This window comes from Lysobacter sp. A421, assembly GCF_054052145.1.
Genome location: NZ_JBSVRL010000001.1, coordinates 1,041,908 through 1,059,548, shown reverse-complemented (window position 1 = coordinate 1,059,548; position 17,641 = coordinate 1,041,908). Strand labels below are relative to the sequence as shown.

At 64.8% G+C, this 17,641-nt stretch carries 14 protein-coding genes; 6 read left to right on the top strand and 8 right to left on the bottom strand.

Features of this window, described 5'->3' with window-relative positions; all coding sequences use genetic code 11:
• Positions 1–25 precede the first annotated feature (25 nt).
• The 3 genes from ACW7G6_RS04775 to ACW7G6_RS04765 are packed head-to-tail and all read left to right on the top strand — an operon-like array spanning position 26 to position 3,299.
• Complete coding sequence (locus ACW7G6_RS04775) at positions 26–1,420, top strand: TIGR03013 family XrtA/PEP-CTERM system glycosyltransferase (protein WP_456979698.1); 1,395 nt, start codon at positions 26–28, stop codon at positions 1,418–1,420.
• 44 nt (positions 1,421–1,464) lie between these two features.
• Entirely contained in the window at positions 1,465–1,731 is a 267-nt protein-coding gene (locus ACW7G6_RS04770; RefSeq protein WP_456997645.1) for a phosphopantetheine-binding protein, read from the top strand.
• A complete protein-coding gene (locus ACW7G6_RS04765; RefSeq protein WP_456979696.1) occupies positions 1,728–3,299 on the top strand; it encodes a class I adenylate-forming enzyme family protein in 1,572 nt (523 codons plus the stop codon). Before ACW7G6_RS04770 ends, ACW7G6_RS04765 begins: the two co-directional genes overlap by 4 nt.
• Positions 3,300–3,317: 18 nt before the next feature.
• On the opposite strand, the gene ACW7G6_RS04760 is transcribed toward ACW7G6_RS04765, so the two are convergent.
• The 7 genes from ACW7G6_RS04760 to ACW7G6_RS04730 are packed head-to-tail and all read right to left on the bottom strand — an operon-like array spanning position 3,318 to position 11,185.
• Positions 3,318–4,424, bottom strand: a complete 1,107-nt coding sequence (locus tag ACW7G6_RS04760) for a hypothetical protein (RefSeq protein ID WP_456997644.1) — start codon at positions 4,422–4,424, stop codon at positions 3,318–3,320.
• A gap of 8 nt (positions 4,425–4,432) precedes the next feature.
• Positions 4,433–5,383, bottom strand: a complete 951-nt coding sequence (locus tag ACW7G6_RS04755) for a hypothetical protein (RefSeq protein ID WP_456997643.1) — start codon at positions 5,381–5,383, stop codon at positions 4,433–4,435.
• Positions 5,380–7,083, bottom strand: coding sequence for an HAD-IIIC family phosphatase (locus tag ACW7G6_RS04750; RefSeq protein WP_456979693.1), 1,704 nt, complete (start codon positions 7,081–7,083; stop codon positions 5,380–5,382). Before ACW7G6_RS04750 ends, ACW7G6_RS04755 begins: the two co-directional genes overlap by 4 nt.
• Before the next feature lie 29 nt (positions 7,084–7,112).
• On the bottom strand, positions 7,113–7,412 hold the full coding sequence (locus tag ACW7G6_RS04745; protein WP_456979692.1) for a hypothetical protein: 300 nt from the start codon (positions 7,410–7,412) through the stop codon (positions 7,113–7,115).
• Between the two features lie 46 nt (positions 7,413–7,458).
• Positions 7,459–9,387: an asparagine synthase (glutamine-hydrolyzing) gene (gene asnB / locus ACW7G6_RS04740; protein WP_456979691.1), complete on the bottom strand. Its 1,929-nt coding sequence runs from the start codon at positions 9,385–9,387 to the stop codon at positions 7,459–7,461.
• A gap of 2 nt (positions 9,388–9,389) precedes the next feature.
• Complete coding sequence (locus tag ACW7G6_RS04735) at positions 9,390–10,154, bottom strand: J domain-containing protein (RefSeq protein ID WP_456979690.1); 765 nt, start codon at positions 10,152–10,154, stop codon at positions 9,390–9,392.
• Positions 10,151–11,185: a polysaccharide deacetylase family protein gene (locus ACW7G6_RS04730; RefSeq protein ID WP_456979689.1), complete on the bottom strand. Its 1,035-nt coding sequence runs from the start codon at positions 11,183–11,185 to the stop codon at positions 10,151–10,153. Before ACW7G6_RS04730 ends, ACW7G6_RS04735 begins: the two co-directional genes overlap by 4 nt.
• 274 nt (positions 11,186–11,459) lie before the next feature.
• On the opposite strand from ACW7G6_RS04730, the gene ACW7G6_RS04725 reads away from it, so the two are divergent.
• The 3 genes from ACW7G6_RS04725 to ACW7G6_RS04715 are packed head-to-tail and all read left to right on the top strand — an operon-like array spanning position 11,460 to position 16,327.
• Positions 11,460–14,222, top strand: coding sequence for a right-handed parallel beta-helix repeat-containing protein (locus tag ACW7G6_RS04725; protein ID WP_456997642.1), 2,763 nt, complete (start codon positions 11,460–11,462; stop codon positions 14,220–14,222).
• 33 nt (positions 14,223–14,255) lie between these two features.
• Positions 14,256–15,326, top strand: coding sequence for a Gfo/Idh/MocA family protein (locus ACW7G6_RS04720; RefSeq protein WP_456979687.1), 1,071 nt, complete (start codon positions 14,256–14,258; stop codon positions 15,324–15,326).
• On the top strand, positions 15,323–16,327 hold the full coding sequence (locus tag ACW7G6_RS04715; protein ID WP_456979686.1) for an NAD-dependent epimerase/dehydratase family protein: 1,005 nt from the start codon (positions 15,323–15,325) through the stop codon (positions 16,325–16,327). The genes ACW7G6_RS04720 and ACW7G6_RS04715 overlap by 4 nt, the downstream gene beginning before the upstream one ends.
• Here ACW7G6_RS04715 and ACW7G6_RS04710 read toward each other — a convergent pair.
• Positions 16,306–17,526: a glycosyltransferase gene (locus ACW7G6_RS04710; RefSeq protein ID WP_456979685.1), complete on the bottom strand. Its 1,221-nt coding sequence runs from the start codon at positions 17,524–17,526 to the stop codon at positions 16,306–16,308. The genes ACW7G6_RS04715 and ACW7G6_RS04710 overlap by 22 nt on opposite strands.
• Positions 17,527–17,641 lie beyond the last annotated feature (115 nt).

Genomic DNA, 17,641 nt, shown 5'->3' with positions numbered 1-17,641 from the left:
AAACCATGAAGCGGACATCTGGGTAATGAAGAGCGTATCGGCAAGCCGTGCCCGGCTGGTGATTCGGGGCCTGTGGCTGATGGAGCTGTCAATCTTGTTGCTGTCGGTCAACGCAGCGGTCTGGTTGCGCTTCATGGACGAGCCTGAAAGCCGTGCGATGTTCGTGCAGACGGCGCCATTTCGGACCTTGCTGGTCGCCATCGTGCTGACCGCGTCGATGGCGGCATTTGCCCTGTACCGCGAGCACGGACGGCTCAACCGAAAGGAGTTCGGTCTGCGTCTGGTGGCGTCGTTCGCATTCGGTGGCGTTGCGTTGCTGGTGCTGTACTACGCCGTGCCGCGTACGTACATCGGGCGCGGCGTGCTGACCATCGCGTTGATGCTGGGCCTGGTCACCATCTACGCGTTCCGCATGTTTACCCGGTACCTGTTTGGCGCCGAGTTGTTCAAGCGGCGGGTACTGGTGCTGGGTGCGGGGTACAACGCCCAGCTGATCAACACCAGCATGCGTCGGCGCAGCGACCGCGAGTCGTTTGCGATTGAAGGATTCGTGCCGCTACCGGGACAGCCACTGGTGGTGCCCAAGGAACTGCGGATCGACGTGGGCAATGTGCTGTGGGAAACGGTCAAGGCACTGAACGTGCACGAGATCGTGATCGCTCCGGACGAGCGTCGCGGCGGGTTGCCCATGGATGACATGCTCGCTTGCGCGCAACGGGGCGTGAGGTTGACGGCCTTGCCGGATTTCTTCGAGCGCGAGGCGGGCCTGCTCAATTTGAACGTGGTTGATCCTTCGTCATTGATCTTCTCCGGTGGGTTCGACCACTCACTGCCGCGACGGCTGAGCAAGCGGTTCTTCGATCTGGTGGCGGCGACGTTGCTGTTGCTGGTGGCCTGGCCGGTGATGCTGGTCGTTGCAGTGTGCGTGTGGCTGGAGTCGGGCTCGCCGATCCTGTACCGGCAGACCCGGGTTGGAGAGGCCGGCCGGAGTTTCCAGCTGGCCAAATTCCGCAGCATGCGCGCCGATGCCGAAGCCGATGGTGTCGCCCGCTGGGCCACCACCAATGACAGCCGGGTCACGCGGGTAGGGGCCTTTATCCGCCTGACGCGACTGGACGAGTTGCCGCAGTTGTTCAATGTATTGCGCGGCGATATGAGCTTTGTGGGGCCACGGCCGGAGCGACCGCAGTTTGTCGAGCAGCTCGATGAGCAACTGCGCTACTACGCCGTGCGCCATTCGGTGAAGCCGGGCCTGACCGGCTGGGCTCAATTGCGCTATCCCTATGGCGCCTCGGTCCACGACGCGGGCGAGAAGCTCAAGTTCGACCTGTTCTACGTCAAGAACCAGGGCTTGTTGTTGGACCTGATGATCATGCTGCAGACCGTGGAAGTGGTGCTGTTCCGGCGTGGTGCCAGATAGATGGAACCCCGTTGAAATCCCGATACATGAATGAGGAATCCTGCGTGGAAGTTACCGAAAGTCGTGTCAGGCAGTTCGTGCACCTGTCGTTCCCGTCGGCACTGCCCGGAGAGGAATATTCATCAACGCAGAGCTTGATCGAGACCGGGGTCATGGACTCGATGGGCGTGCTGGTGATGGTCACCTGGCTGGAGGAGGAGTTCGGGATAGTCGTCGATGACGAGGATGTCATTCCGGACAATCTCGACAGCATCGCCAACCTGGGAAATTACGTGGACCGCAAGCTGGCCGAGATGAGCCTGGCCGGATGAGCCGGTACGAAGATCACCTGGCCCAGGCGGCGCGCGGCAATCCTGGCAAGGCGGCGATTATCCAGGGTGATCGCCGCATCGGGTACGCCGAGTTGGATATCGCGGCGGATCGATTTGCCGCGGCGCTGACCGGCGAGGCCACCATGGCCAACGGCGAGCGGTGCGTGATCTTCATGGATAACCGCATCGAGGCTGCGGTTGGCGTGTTTGGCACGCTGAAGGCGGGTGGCGTGTTTTGCGTCATCAACCCGACCACCAAGGCCGATAAACTCGGCTTCGTGCTGGCCGATTGCGAAGCCTCGGTACTGTTCACCCAGGCCAGTTTGGCGGCAACCGCGCTGGAGGCTGCCAGACAGGCCCCCAGCGTGCGCCGTGTGGTGGTCGTCAACGAGCCGGCGACGCAACTGCCCCCTGGCACGGTGGACTACGGCAGCTTTGTCTCGCGCGCAGCTGGGCGGCTACCGGGGTCGGCCGGCATCGACATCGATCTGGCGATGCTGGTTTACACCTCCGGGTCCACCGGCCTGCCAAAAGGCGTGATGATGACGCACAAGAACATCGATCACGCCGCGACTTCCATCACTACCTACCTGCAAGCGCGCAGCGACGACGTGGTGCTGAGTGTGCTGCCGCTGTCGTTCGATTACGGCCTGTATCAGCTGCTCATGTGCGTGAAGATGGGCGCGACGCTGGTGCTGGAGAAGTCATTCGCCTTTCCGCAGAAGGTCCTGCCACAACTTGCAAGCAGGCAGATCACCGGTTTCCCGATGGTGCCGACGATGGCGGCGTTGATCGTGCAATTGCGCAACTTCAATCCCGATTGGGCGCGCAGCGTTCGTTACCTGACCAACACCGCGGCGGCGCTGCCCCCCGCCCACATCCGTCGGTTGCAGGAGATCTTTCCGCAGGCGCGCATCTACTCCATGTACGGGATGACCGAATCCAAGCGCTGCACCTGGCTGCCGCCGGAGCAGCTCGCCGTCCGGCCCGACAGTGTCGGCATCGCCATTCCCGGCACCGAGGTCTGGGTGGCCGATGAGCAGGGCAAGGCGGTGCCGCGGGGCATGGTCGGCGAGTTGGTCGTGCGCGGCGGTCACGTGATGCAGGGCTACTGGAACAATCCGCAGGCGACCGCCAAAGCGCTGAAGCCCGGCCGCTACCCCTGGGAAAAAGTCCTGCACACCGGGGACTTGTTCCGCATGGATGCCGAGGGCTATCTGTACTTCGTCGGGCGCAAGGACGAGATTCTGAAATCCCGCGGCGAGAAGGTCAGCCCCAAGGAAGTGGAGAACGTGCTGTATGCGCTGCCGGGCGTGCGCGAGGCGGCGCTGGTCGGGGTGCCCGACGAGATCCTTGGCCAGTCGCTCAAGGCCATCGTGGTGACCGATGGGACGGATATCGATGCACGTGCAGTCATCGCCCATTGCCGCGCCCACCTCGAGGAGTTCATGGTGCCGCGTGAAGTCGAGTTCCGTGACGCGCTGCCCAAGACCGGTACCGGCAAGATCCGTCGCAGCGTGCTGCAGGCCGAGGCAGAAGGCACAGCGCTGCCGCTGGACGGCGAGTAAGGCTGCAAACCGTACCGGTCAGATGTGGATCGGGCCGTCGCCGTCGCCACGGGTTATGTGCACGCGGGCGATATTTTCGTTCCAAGGCGACAGGGCCGATGCCAGTGCCTTGGAGGCCAGGAATCCGTAGTTCGACGGCCCCGGGAGGAAACCGCGTGCGCGTAATGCCTTGCACCACGCTGCATGGCGTTGGTTGCTGACGATCAGGTCGACGCCGCGCGCCCGGAGGTGGTCGGTGGCGGCATGTACGACGTCAGTCTCCTCGCCCGGCAGCGCGAGACAGTCCACGATCGTTCCCAGCCGCATGTTGTCGAACTGCTTGTGGCCGGCCAGCTGGGTGTCGAAAACGATCGCCCAGCCCAGGTCGCGACCGGCACGTGACACTCGCAGGCGTATGGGCTTGGGATTGGTCGAGGGATACAGCGTGTTCAAGCCATCCGCATCGCGCAGTGCAATCAATGCGTAGTCGCCGCGTGCATGCCGCCAGATGTCATCGGCCCAGACATCGAAGTGGTCGACGACTTCGACCGTGCAGCGATGCCGGCCCGGTCTTGTCAGCACAAGGTGCAACAGCCTCAGCGCCACGCCACCGATGCCCGTAGCCGCGGCCAGGTCCAGCATCCGGCGGCGCGCGGTGGTTGTGCGCAGGATGCGGATATTGCGCAGGAACGACGACGGACGGATCACGCGGAAAAAGAACGGCACCAGTTGGCTGCTCCAGCCCATGCTGGCCAGCACCTTGGGCAGCGGCGTGTGGATGCCGCCCATGCCGAGCGCATAGAGGCGCTTGTGGCGGCGCGTTGCGGTGGTGAGGATCTCCACGCTGACACGGCTGAAGGTGGGATCGATGCTGCCCTCGGACAGGGGCAGCTGCAGGTTCTTGACGTCCTGAACCAGGGCGCCGTTGAGCACGAACGGCTGGTGTTTGATCAGGTATCCGCCACGGACGGTATCGTCTTCCACCACGACGAACCCTTCCATGTAGGTCGGCCCTCCGGGGGCCCGCGGCGGCCAGGGGATCCGGCACGACGCGGGAAACTGGAACGCCGAGCCACCGCGGCGCAAGCGCTTGTTGAATCGCGCGACGGCCGCCTGGTGATGCTCGTTGTAGGACTCGATGGTCACCAGCGCCCTCAGGACGTGCCGTGACTGAGCTTGTGCGCCAGCCAGCGACGCTCCAGCTGGCTACGTTGACGACGTGCCAGCGGGTGGATGCCGCCGCGGGTCGTGGCGATATGGTCGAGCAGGGTGGAGACGGGAACGAACCAGCCACCGCGCCGGGAAAGACGCGTAATCAATTCGACAAAGCGTGGGTTGAGTGCTCCGTCGCTGACGAAGCCCTTGCCGAAATGGGTGTACATGATGCAGGCGCCTCCTTCCTCCACCAGCTCGTCCTGGGCCCCCTCGGACAGGGCGTTGTTGAACAGCGTGACTTTTGCGCCCTCCGACGAGGCGAACCAGGCCTTGACCCAGGGCCGATCGGCGTCGAAATAGGGCATCCACGGGCAGGTCTTCAAGGTGTTCAATCCCGGAAACGTGAAGTTGCGGACGTAGTCGACCTGCTCCAGGCACATATCGCCCCAGAAGTGCGGGTCACCCTGCACGTGGCCACCGAAGCCACGCTGGCGGAAGCGGGTCAGGGCGTCATACACCAGACGATGGGTATTGCTGACGCGGGCACTGCCCCAGTACATGCCATCACGGCAGTCGGTGTGGGTGGCCAGCGATCGCGGTGGGCCGCCGAAAAACTCCGAAAACTTCCCCAGCCCCGCGCGAACCTCTTCGCGTGTGGAGCTGTGGTAAGTGACGTTGTGCAGGCCGATCTCGAAGCCTTCGCGCTGCAACTGTTGCACCCAGGCCAGGTAGGCCGGGTCGGCGCACGTCGAGCCTCCGACGACACTGGGTTGGCGCGTGCCCTGCAGGGGCCACACCGACTTCGTCGTTCTCAGTCCGAGATCTCGCAGCAGCGCATAGACATGCGGCGCGTTGTCCAAGGTGCTTCGATCGGTGTCGTCAAAAATGCTGAACGCGAAACGGTATCCCTCCGGCCACTTGATGCGGGCGAGCTCGGATCCGGTATTCATTGCCTCGAAGCCTCCGGCCTACCGTGGACGAGCTTGACCGCATCGGGCTGCGGGTAGGCATCGCTGGTAGCAAACGTGAAGCGCGTTGTTCCGTGGCCATCGAGGCCGGATCTCCCGAGGAACTCCAGGCATGGAAGGTTCTTCGCAGTAGGCAGCAGCTCCAGGACGACTTTGGTTGCCCCCAGGTCACGGCCGCGTGCGACTACCCACGCCAGCAGCGTCTCCTCGATCTTGCGTCCCATGACCCTGCAGCTGAGGACATAGTCGGCAACCACGCAATTTTCGCCCTGCAACGAGAAGCTCGCGATGCCGGTGATGCCCGAGTCACCCAGCCGGTCGGCAACACGGAACGCCCACAGGTGGTTTCCCGGCTGTGCCGCCCATTGGCTGGTTTCGCGCTCCGTCAGGCGGCGGGTGCGCAGGTTCATCTGATTGGTCTTGTTGAGCAACTGCACCACCCGGGTCAGGTTGGCGTCGGTCAGGGGCTCGACGGTGACGGTGGTGTCGAGTCCACGCAGCCAGGTATCGATGTCGCCGGCCTCCAGGCGCTCGGCTTCACGGTGCCTCTGGGCCTGATAAAGCCCGGTGCGTGCCGAGTCCTCCACGGTATGGTGCAGCCGGTCAAAACAATCCAGCTTGCGCAGGGTGCATGCATACAACATGGGGTCCTTGGGCCAGTCCGGGACCAGTACCTCCGGCAGTGCAGTACGCACGCGCTCGCGTTCGACCGGGTTGTCGTCGAGGAACACCACCGATTGCAGGCCGATCCGGAGTTCGTTGGCGAGGTCGGCAATGTTCTGCGCCTTGTCTTGCCAGTTGATCCTCCAGCCGGCGAAATCTTCCAGCCCCAGGCGCATTTCCGGATGGTTGCCGATGGCCGCGAGCGCGACAGATTCGGTGTTCTTGCTGGCGATGCCGAGAACGATGCCGCGCCGGGTCATCGACTTGAGGGCCTGCTGGAACTCCACGAACGCCTCTCCGGCTGGATCGTGGCCACCGAGCAGCAGGTTCTCCCATCCAAGATCGCCGACGACACCGCCCCAGAGCGTGTCGTCCAGGTCGAGCACGATCAGTTTGCGCGTACCGCCATGCAGGGTGGCGAGCGCGGCGCGGATGTCCCGGGCCGCCTCCGCGAATACGTCGTTGCCGAAGGGAACCTTGCCCATGAACCACAGCTTCGGCGCATACGCGCGAGGTCCGGCGGCGAGTAGCCAGCGCTGCGCGTCGAGGACGAACACGTTGTCGTGAACCTCCAGGCGTTCGGCCAGGCGCAGGTTCATCCGTGCCAGCGTGGCCTGGATGCCGCGGTCGCTGCGATAGTCGAGCGGCCCCCAGCCTCGCTCCGCCGAGGGCGCCACCCATGTGGGCACGAGGATGATCCGGCTTCGTCCCGCCGAGCGCGCCACCAGCGCTGCGTAACGGTCCACCTCGGCGAGCAGTGCTTGCAGGGAGAAGCCGGCGAACGACAGGACGTCCGAAAACATCGGTATGACGGCCTGTGGCCGTGTCCAGATCACCGTGCATTCGGGCGTCGGTTGCCAAGCCGGACTGCGGACGTCGACGAGCATTTGCTCGACTTGCCCGAACGGCCCGGCGGCGGCGCTGAACGACGGCCAGCATTCCGCCGCCTCAAGGTAGTTGATGAGGATCTGGACGTTGAAGTCCGACAGCACCAGGCAGTGGTTCGTCTGGTCAGGCATGGCTCGTTGCTACCTCCATTATTGCGGGGTCACTGATGCTCAAGCCGCATTGCGATATCGCCTGCGAGGGTGTCCAGCGTCCGGAATGGGTTGCGCTCAAGCGGCATGCCGATCCCGTCGGCCAGCACGAACTCGACCCCGGTCTCATCGTGGATGCGCTCCTCAGCATCGACGATGAAGCTCATCAGGGTCAGTGATTCGACGGTGCTGTCGGGGCCGACGAGCGGGAAGTCCGGTGACTTCGACAATTGCCGGGTTTTCGGCAGCTGTGTGTTGATCGCATCGATGGAGCGATGGAGCAGGTCAACGATCGCTTCTTGGCTTCTCATGGTTTCTCATGCTGTTGGGGGAGTGGACGGATGTGGCGCGCAGGCATCACTTGCGTTGTGACAACAGCAATGTCGACACGATGCCGACGAAGGCCTGGTTGTCGGCGAAGCCGGTGACCTTGCCGGCGCGCGCCTTGGCATACAGGCGTGTTACGGCCGCGGTATCGAACAGTCCGGTGGACCTCAGGTGCGTGGGATCAAGCAGCGCGGCAACGTAGTCCAGCGGGCGGCCGTCGACGAAGAAACTCTGGCTGTCCGGTGCGCGGTAGGGTTGTTTGGTGCGGGCGAGGATGTTGGCTGGCAACAAGTCGCCGAGCGCTTTGCGCAAGATCGCCTTTTCGGTGAGCCCCTGGATCTTCCACGCTGGCGGCAGGCGGTTGGCGAATTCGACCAGCGTGTGGTCCAGGTAGGGGAAGCGGCCTTCGATCGAGCCGGCCATTGCCACCCGGTCGCCCTGGCTCGACAGCAGGTAGCCGGCGAGCAGCGTCTTGGCTTCGACGTATTGGTCGCGCGCCAGGGGCGCCCAACGCATCATGTTGTCGGGCAGCCGCGATTCGGCGAATCCGAGCGCGTCCCAGTCGCCGGCGCTGGCGCGTAATTCCGGCGAAAGAAACGACAGTGCGCGTTGCGAGGTGGTCCATCGCGGCACGTGGGCGAACACGGGTCGATCGATATGTTGCAGGCCCTGGCCGAAGAACGCCGCCGCCAGTGCCGGATTGGCGGCGGGCGAGTTCTCGAGATAGCCATACAGCCGGCCCAGCAGTTTGGGACGCAGTTTCGAATCTGGCTGGCGGGCCCAGAAGCGACGTACCTTGGCTTCCTTGAACAGGTCATATCCGCCGAACACCTCATCGGCGCCCTCACCAGTCAGAACGACCTTGTAGCCATGCTCCCGTACCGTTTTGGCGAGCAGCATCAGGGGCACCCCGGCGGTGCGCAGGACCGGCGTCTCGGTGTGGGCGATAAAGCGCGGGAACGCGTCCCCGATATCGCGCGCGCCCACCCGCAGCGTGGTGTGCTCGGTGCCCAGGTGTCGGACCATCGCTTGCTGATGGACGCTCTCGTCGAACTCGGGCTGATCGAAGGCGACCGAAAACGTGCGGACCGGGTTGTTGGTGAAGGTGCGGGCGAGGGCAACGATGCCGGACGAATCCAGGCCACCGCTGAGGTAGGCACCCACCGGCACATCCGCGCGCAGCTGCAGTCGGATGGCGTCGATCAGGCGCTCGCGCAGTTCCGCCGCAGCCTCGTCGATGCTGCGCCAGGGGACAGCGGGACAGGATTGTCCGGTCTCGGGGAATGTCCAGTCCCAGTAGCGGTTGAGGGAGCTTCGACCGTCCTGCTCGATGGTCATCAGATGACCGGGTGGCAGGCTGTGTACATCCTCGTACACGGTGTCCGGATCAAGCGGCGCCCAGTAGCTGAAGGTCTGGACAAGTCCACGTGCAGACAGTTGCGCCTTTTCGGGCACGGCGGCGAACAATGCCTTCATTTCCGACGCGAACCACAGCGCGTTGCGGGCACGGGTGTAGTACAGCGGCCGGATCCCGAAGCGGTCGCGAGCCAGCACCAGGCGGCGTCGCGTCGCGTCCCACAGTGCGATCGCGAACTGCCCATTGAGGTGCTGCACGAAATCATCGCCGTAGCGGTCGTAGAGGTGCACGATCACTTCGGTATCGGATCGGGTGTAGAAGCGATGACCCTTTGCTTCCAGCTCGGCGCGCAGTTCGAGGTAGTTGAAGATCTCGCCGTTGAAGACCGTCCACACCGTGCCCTGCGGGTTGTGGATCGGTTGCGCGCCGGTCGCCATGTCGATGATTGACAGTCGCGCGTGCGCCAGGCCGATCCCGGCGTCCACGTGATAGCCGAAGCCGTCGGGTCCGCGGTGGCGCAGGGTGCTGATCATGCCCTCGATCGTGGCGTGCTCCTGCCCGGCCGCAACCGGGTGACCCACGTATCCGGCCAGGCCGCACATCGTCAGGCGGTCCCGGAATGACGCGCAAACGACGCCGCGACCGGCAGCGCCGTGGACTTGTGTTGGAGCTCGACCAGGCAAGCGCCTGGTCGCCTGGTCAGCTGCTTGTCCTGGAGAGGCGCCGGCCGTGGGTGGGCGACCGGTAGCGGGTGCAGTGGGGAGCTGTACCAGTCGACCACCTGGCCGCACTCGAAGCGCACCCACGAGGGGCCATAAACCCAGTGCTCACCATGGCTGGTGTCAACGATGGGTGGGCCGGCGAGCTCGGTAACCGCGTCGGGCTCCATCCCCAATTCGACGAGGGTGGGGACGGGCGGGGTGGAATCCCCGCGGACGGAGGAGGAAGCCTGTCGGGCGGACGTGGTGCCCGTATCGAGGCCGGGGATCAGGTTCCACAGGGGGGTGATCGCCACCAGGCTGAGTACAAGCAGCAACCAGCGATTGGGCCGTTGGTGGAGCGCCACGGGCGGTCGTTCACGCCTGGCTTGGAGTACGCGTTGCGGATCGGCAGCCATGGTGGAAAAATCCGGCACTGCCGCGGGTGTCGTCCCCGGGAGCCGACCATGCCGGCGATAAAAACCGAGCGCTGCCGAGTAGTGCAGGTTCAGTGCCTTCAGTCCCTCGGAGTCATGCTCACCGTCGCCCATCCGGTCCGGGTGCAGTTCCGCGACCCGGCGACGATAGGCCTGCTTGAACGCCTGCAGCGTGCAGCCAGGCTCCACTCCCAGCTCCCGGTACAGCTTCAGGAAGTCGGTGTCGTCGCTCATAGCGGTCCCCGGAGATGATCGCGCGGGGCTTCGGTGCTTCGGCAAAATACCTGGGGCAGCGCCACCATGGCGTGGAACAGGCTGCTTTCCATGCCAGCCTCGATGGCGACGCGGGGCATGTCGTGCCGGGACGATTCGCGGGTGGCGATTCCGCCGTAGTAGGAAAATGCCAAACGCACCCCGGCCTCGTCCAGGCAGCGACGGGTGTGTTCATCGAATGCGTCCCGACCGCCTACCGGGTACGCAAAATAGTCCATGGGCTGGTCCAGCTCCTCGCGCAAGCGCGCGGCACAGCCAGAGATTTCCTCGCGTTGCTGCTCAAGTGGCAACCGCGACAAAACCGGGTGGTGCATGGTGTGGCCACCAATGGTCATCCCGTGAGCCGCCATGTCACGGATCATGTCCCAATCCATCCAATGGCCCGCCACCGGCCCTGCCGCGCTATTGCAGCCCGCCTGTTCGCGCAGCGTGGCCAGGAACCCCGCCGCGTCCTCGCCCTGCAGGGATTTGTAGGTCTTCAACAGCGTGCGGATGATGGCGTCATGATTACCGTCTTCCAGCGACAGCGGGCCCGGTAGCCAGTCACGCAGCTCCAGCTGCCGCGCGGGGGTGGTGCGGACCAGCATCGCGATTTCGTCCCACCACGGCAGGCAGGGGCGGTCGATGAAACCGGTGGCGATGAAGAACGCTGCCGGGAGCCCATGCTGGCGAAGCAACGGGTAGGCGAGCTCGTAGTTGTCGAGATAGCCGTCGTCGAAAGTGATGGCGACATGGCGGCCGCCGGGCTGTTCCAGCGCCGATTCGATCTCGTCCAGCGCGATGACGTCGCTATGGGTCTTGAGCAACGACAGCTGGTTATCGAAAGCGGTACAGGACGCACTCCACAGCGCGCGATCATGGACCGAGGCACTGCCGTCGCCAACACGGTGGTAGTTGAGTATCAGCACGCCCTCCCAGGGCAGCGCCGTGGACACCAGCCGCCGCAGGCCGGGGGCTGCCAGCAGTCTCGCCGCTTGAACTTTCTTTCCCATTGCACCCTCCAGCGCATGCGCGACTGTCCGGTGTCTGTGCCGTGTTGGATCGTCGTCATGAAGGTGGAACGGAAAAACGCGCAGATACCGGCAACATGTACCGGCACCTGTCGCCACGCGTGTCGCGCAGACACTACGAAGGCCGGTGCCGCCCGCGTTCGACGTTCCTGAAGCCATGCACAGAGCACACCAACCCACCAATCTCCGTTCGCTCCGATGGCAAGGCCGGCGCGGCCATCGTGGCTGGCGCGGATCGATACCCTTTCGCGCACTGTTGACCGGGTTGCTCTGCCTTGCAGGGCTGGCGGCAGGACCAGCGGCGGCGACCGAGTGGTTTGTATCCCCGACGGGTAATGACGCCACCGGCGACGGCCGCCTGCAGTCGCCGTTCCGGACCATCAAGCACCTGCTTTCGCAGAACGAAGGTATCGCGCGCCGGGGCGACACGATCATCCTGCGTGGCCCGCCGGGCAACAACACCTACAACGAGTGTGATGTGCGGTTACGGGTAACGCTGACGCTGCAGTCCTACCCGGGCGAGCGGGCGCATATCCATTGCGATATCCACACCCCCGACAGCGTGACCATCCAGATCGACCCGGACGCCTCGGGCAGTGCATTGAGAAACCTGGAGATCAGTGGCGGTAGCGTCTATGGCGTGATGATGCAGACCAACTGGTACCAGGGGGACGACGAGGGCAGGACCGGTGCTTCCCACATCGTGCTGGAAGACCTGGTGATCCACGATACCGGCCGCGACGGCATCAAGATCACGCCGAAATCGAACAACGTGACGATCCGGCGCACGGAGATCTACAACACCGGTGCGATCTATCCGCCGGGAACGCCGACCGACGACATGAACGCTGACGGCATCGACAATGTCAACGGTTCGGCGATGGTGGTGGAGGACAGCTACCTCCACGACATTGCCACCACCGGCCTGTACTTCAAGGGCGGCGCGGCGGACGTGGTAGTCCAGCGCAACCGGATCGAGGACACCGGCGCCGCGGGAATCCTGGTCGGCTTCGACACCAGTCCGGAGTACTTCGACATCAGCATCAACCCGCGCTATTACGAGTCGATTCGCGGGGTCGTGCGCAACAACGTCATCCGCAACACCGCCTATGCGGGCATCGGCTTGTATGCGGCCAAGGACGCGGTCGTTGCCAACAACACCATCATCGACGCCGCCCGTGTCGGCCATGCAGCGCTGTATTTCGGCATCAGCTTCCAGGATTGGGGGTCCCATGCCGGTCGCCCACCCAGTGTCAATCCGCGCCTGGTCAACAACCTGGTGCAGATGCAGGGGGGGAGCTGCATCGAGATCCGGCAGTCACGCGAGCTGGGTGGCCTGTCGGGACTGGAAGGCTCGCCGGGCAGCAACTGGAACGGGTTCGAGCGCGGCGGCTGCCGTTTTGTCGACAACCGCACCGGGTCGGGAGTGATGCAGGCGTCTACGGGCTCGCTGGCTCAATGGCGGGAGCGAACCGGCTCCGATACCGACAGCCTGCTGGCCAGCTTCCCGCTTGACCCCAAAGGCAAGCCATTGGCGGGCAGCGCCGCGGTGGACGCCGGCACCACCGTGGCGGAAGTTCGTGATGACATCGAAGGCGTCAAGCGCATGGCGCCATACAACATCGGCGCCTTTGAAAGTGTCGCGCTGGTGCCTGCCGGTGGGCCGCCCGTCGCCCGGGTACCCGCAGGGAGCAGCGCCGCACCCATGGCCGAGCCGCCACTTGCGGCGCTCGTAGCGCCCGCCGTGCTCGCGCCCAGGAAGCAGCGAAGTTTGATGTCCTTGTTGCCCTGGCTGTTGCCCTTGGGCCTCTTGCTCGCGTCCGTGGCATACGCCATCGGCCTCATCCGCAAGCGCAACGTCATGGGCTGGTTGCTGGCCTACCTGCGCCAGGACTGGCGCGAACCCGTGCCGGCCGGTACCACGCGGCACCTGCTGTTCTGCTTTGTCGACCATTACGAGCCGGCTTGGCAAAAGCCCGGCCTGGCGGTCGAGCGCGCGCGCGTTGCGCGTTGGCGTCAGGACCTGCCGGCGTTATGCGCGCATCATCGTGACGCCGATGGCAGGGCCCCGGTGCATACCTTCTTCTACCCCGAGGAGGAGTACCGGCCCGAACACATCAATGCCTTGGTGGAGCTGTGCCGGCAGGGACTTGGCGAGATCGAGATCCACCTGCACCACGATGACGATACCGAAGCCGGGCTGCGTGAAAAGCTGTCGCGATTCACCGAGGTCCTTGCCAGCCGGCATGATGCTTTGCCACGCGATCCTTTCACCGGCCAGCCACGCTGGGCGTTCATCCATGGCAACTGGGCGCTGGACAATTGCCACCCAAGCGGTCGCCATTGCGGTGTGGACAACGAGCTGGCGGTATTGCGCGAGCAGGGCTGCTATGCCGACTTCACCCTGCCGGCGGCGCCTGATCCCTGCCAGACCCGGACGATCAACCGGATCTATTACGCGAAGGGCGATCCGGGCAGGAAAAAGTCGCATGACACCGGCGTGCCGGTGCGGGCCGGGGGCGTGGAGCAGGGCGACCTGATGATCATCCAGGGACCGCTGGGGTTGCGTTGGAGGAGTCGCAAGTTCGGCATCTTCCCGCGCATCGAGAATGCTGACGTGCGCGCTGGTTGCCCGCCCACCCGTGAGCGCATCGACGGTTGGGTGAAAACCGGGATCCACGTCGTCGGCCGGCCCGAGTGGATCGTGGTCAAGGTGCACACCCACGGCGCCGAGGACGACGACATGGAGACCTTGCTGGGTAGCGCCATGGACGACGCCTATGCGTATATGGAGTCGCGCTACAACGACGGCCACCAGTGGAAGCTCCACTACGTCAGTGCGCGAGAGACCTACAACATCATCAAGGCGGCCGAACGTGGCCATCGCGGTGACCCGGGCCGCTATCGCGACTTCGAGATTCCACGTCCGGCGTACGGATCCGGCCAGGGCGAGGCCCGGCCGGCGGACGTTGCTCCGGCAAGCAACGAACGCTGCAGTGCTGCCGCCAGTGGGCATTGAATCGCACAAGGACCGGGAGCAGGGGAAGTGCGCATGAGGGTGGGAATCGTGGGCTGTGGAAAGATCGCCGACGGCCACGCAGAGCAGCTGCGGACGGTCGCCAGGGCGGATCTGGTCGCCGCCTGCGATCGCGAACCGTTGATGGTGGAGCAGTTTGCGCAGCGCTGGCCGGGGATTGCGCGCCACACAGACTTCGAGCGGATGGTCCGCGAGGAGCGACTGGACGTGGTGCATCTGGCGACGCCACCGGACTCACACGTGGCGCTGGCCTGCGCTGCGTTGGACATGGGCTGCCATGTGTTCGTGGAAAAGCCCTTTGCTCTGGATGCAAAAGGCGCGGCGCGCATCCTGGACGCGGCGCGTGCCGCAGGCAAAAAGGTCAGCGTCAACTACCTGTACAACTTCGAATCCCCGGCGCTGGAGCTGCACAAACTGATTGATGGCGGAGCGCTGGGCAGCGTCGTCCACCTGGAAACGGCCCTTGGCTACAACCTCGCCGGGGACTACGGCATCGCGGTGATGTCCGACCCGATGCACTGGGTCCACCGGCTGCCCGGCAAGCTGTTCCACAACGTGCTCGATCACGTGCTGGCCAAGCTGGTGGCACACATTGACGATGACTTCACGGTGCAGGCAACGGCCCTGAGACGGAGGGCGGCGACCGGTAACGAGGCCATTGATGCGATGCCCGACGAACTGCGCTTCCTGCTGCAAGGCAGCAACGGCGTTACCGCATCGGGCATGGTGAGCTCGCATGCCCGTCCGGTTTCGCACACGCTGAAGGTCTACGGCAGCCGCGACACGGTGGAGCTGGACTACGCGTGCCGCACCCTCGTGCGCAGCGCCCGCCAGACCCAGCCCAGCTCGCTTGGCCGACTGTTTCCGCCGTGGGTGCAAGCCGCGCGCTTCGGCGGTAATGCCACGCGCAACCTGGGGGCGTTCTGGCGTTATCAGTCCCATTATTTCCAATGCATGCGGGTTTTGCTGGAAGCGTTCTACCTCGCCATTGAAGACAACAGCGCCGATCCGATCGCGCATGCCGAGATACTGCGGGTGGCAAAAATGATCGACGCCATTGTCGCGGCGCTGGAGGTGCGCCCGTGAGGGTCCTGCTGACGGGTGCAGGCGGCTTTCTCGGGCGGCGCCTGGCGCGGAGCTTGCTGGAGGAGGGCATCACCGACCTGAAGGTCCACTTTCGTCATTCGGCGCCCGAGGACTTCGTCGCCGAGTTGAGGCAGGGCTACCCGGGTGCCCGCATCGACGTCGTGCTGGGCAACCTGCTCTACGGCCACGATGCCATCGGGCTGGTGCAGGACGTGGATTGCGTGGTGCATGCGGCGGCGGGGATGCGTGGTTGTCCGGCGGACATGTTTGCCAACACGGTGGTCGGCACGCGCAACCTGCTGGACGCTGCAGGCGTCGCCGGCGTGCAGCGCATCGTATTGGTCAGCTCCTTCTCGGTGTATCGGACCGAGGCCCTGGCGAAGGGTGCGGTGCACGACGAATCGGTGGAGGTCGAGACGGTCGGCATCGACAAGGGCCCCTACGCGTACGCCAAGACGCGGCAGGAGCACTTGCTTGCGGAGTACCGCACGCGCCAGGGCTTCAAGACCGTGGTGCTGCGCCCCGGGGTGATCTACGGCCCCTGTGGTGGCGCGCTGTCGTCGCGCATCGGGATCCGGGCGCTCGGTTTGTTCTTCCACCTGGGACGCAAGGCCACGTTGCCGCTGACCTATGTCGACAACTGTGCGGATGCGATTGCCCGGGCCACGGTGTCCGGCGTGGATGGATGTGCCTACAACATCGTTGACGACGAGCTGCCCAGTTGCAGCCAATACCTGCGCGCCTACCAGGCCGCCGTTGGCCGGATGCGGGTGCTGCCGGTACCGTACTGGCTGTTCATGCTGGGCTCGAAGCTGCTGGTTCGCTACAACCGGGCGTCAAAAGGACAGTTGCCGGCGGTGTTCACGCCCTACGTCGTGCGCTCCATGTACCGGGACTTCCGCTATCCGAATGCGGCACTGAAACGCCTGGGCTGGGAGCAGCGGGTCACGACCGCCGACGGGTTGCAACGCAGTTTCCGCTACTTCTCGCAACGCTCCTGATGGCCTGACGCCACGGTATAGAGATCGTCGTGGCTGCGGCGCATGGCCTCTATCGAGCCGCTTTCACGAACCCAGTCCCGCGCAGCCATGCCCAGGCGGGCGCGCAACCCGGGATCGCCAAGCAGGTCTTCCATGACGACGCGCGTCGCATCGCGATCATCGGACGGCACCAGGCGCCCGGTGTGCCCGTCGGTGATGATCTCCGGGTTGCCGCCGACTTCGGTGGCAACGATGGCCAAACCGGCCGCGCAGGCTTCCAGCAGCGCAATCGACAAGCCTTCGGTCAGCGAGGGAAGCGCGAAGATATCGAACGCGGGCAGCAGTTGGGCGACGTCGTTGCGGGCGCCGGGGAAATGCACGCGGTCGCTGATCCCGAGCGTGTCCGCAAGGCCCTCCAGCTCCGCCCGCAAAGGCCCGTCGCCCACCAGTGCCAACTGGAGCGCAGGGCAGGTCGCGGCCAGTGCCGGCATCAGATCCAGTAGCAGCCGGTGGTTCTTGAGCGCGACCAGCCGGCCTACCGAGCCGATCAGCATCGCATCCGGCGCAACCCCCAGGACCGCGCGCGCCGCGGCACGTGCGGCCGGCCCGGACACGTAACGTTTCGTGGGAATGCCGTTGAGCACGACGGCGCTGCGTTCAGCGGAGACGATGCCGCGATCGACGAAGCGCTCACGCACCTGCATGCCTACCATTGCCACCCGCGCGGTACGCAACAGCGACAGGCGGTACAGCCAGCGCAGGCGTCGGTTGGCCAGTCGCGAGCCCATGTTGTGACAGGTATTGACCAGCACCGGTCGACAATGACGACGGCGATGAGGCCATATCAGCGCCAGCGCGGCGTAGTAGTTGGGGACAAAGTTATGGGTATGGACGACATCGGCGTCGCAACCGTTCACGGCGCGACGCAACGCACGCAGTACGCCGATGTCGAATGTGCGTCGCTTGCCGGCAACGATGACCCGGACTCCGGCGGCATCCAGGTCGGCCTCGAAGCTCCCGCCGGCGGCGATGCTGAGTACGACGACCCGGTGGCCATGGGCAGCCTGCTCGATGGCCAGGTCGGTAACGACCCTCTCCAGTCCGCCCAGTTCCAGTGAATCCACGACGTGGACGATACCCAGAAGGCGGCCGCTGACCGCAGAATGGGCCGGGTCTGCGCCACCGACCACTGTCGGGGTCCGGTAGGCATCAATGCTCAATACATGCTCCGCGCGGTGAGGATCTGCGAAGCATAGCCAAATGCCGTTCGACGGCAACCAGTGCGGAACCGCGTGCGGCGGCAGCTGCGTTCCTGCGGTGCCTTCACGACGGGAG

Coding starts and splice junctions, on each gene's coding strand:
- ACW7G6_RS04775 (WP_456979698.1), top strand. CDS start 26: ATGAAGAGCGTATCGGCAAGCCGTGCCCGGCTGGTGATTCGGGGCCTG.
- ACW7G6_RS04765 (WP_456979696.1), top strand. CDS start 1,728: ATGAGCCGGTACGAAGATCACCTGGCCCAGGCGGCGCGCGGCAATCCT.
- ACW7G6_RS04755 (WP_456997643.1), bottom strand. CDS start 5,383: ATGAATACCGGATCCGAGCTCGCCCGCATCAAGTGGCCGGAGGGATAC.
- ACW7G6_RS04750 (WP_456979693.1), bottom strand. CDS start 7,083: ATGCCTGACCAGACGAACCACTGCCTGGTGCTGTCGGACTTCAACGTC.
- ACW7G6_RS04745 (WP_456979692.1), bottom strand. CDS start 7,412: ATGAGAAGCCAAGAAGCGATCGTTGACCTGCTCCATCGCTCCATCGAT.
- asnB (WP_456979691.1), bottom strand. CDS start 9,387: ATGTGCGGCCTGGCCGGATACGTGGGTCACCCGGTTGCGGCCGGGCAG.
- ACW7G6_RS04735 (WP_456979690.1), bottom strand. CDS start 10,154: ATGAGCGACGACACCGACTTCCTGAAGCTGTACCGGGAGCTGGGAGTG.
- ACW7G6_RS04730 (WP_456979689.1), bottom strand. CDS start 11,185: ATGGGAAAGAAAGTTCAAGCGGCGAGACTGCTGGCAGCCCCCGGCCTG.
- ACW7G6_RS04720 (WP_456979687.1), top strand. CDS start 14,256: ATGAGGGTGGGAATCGTGGGCTGTGGAAAGATCGCCGACGGCCACGCA.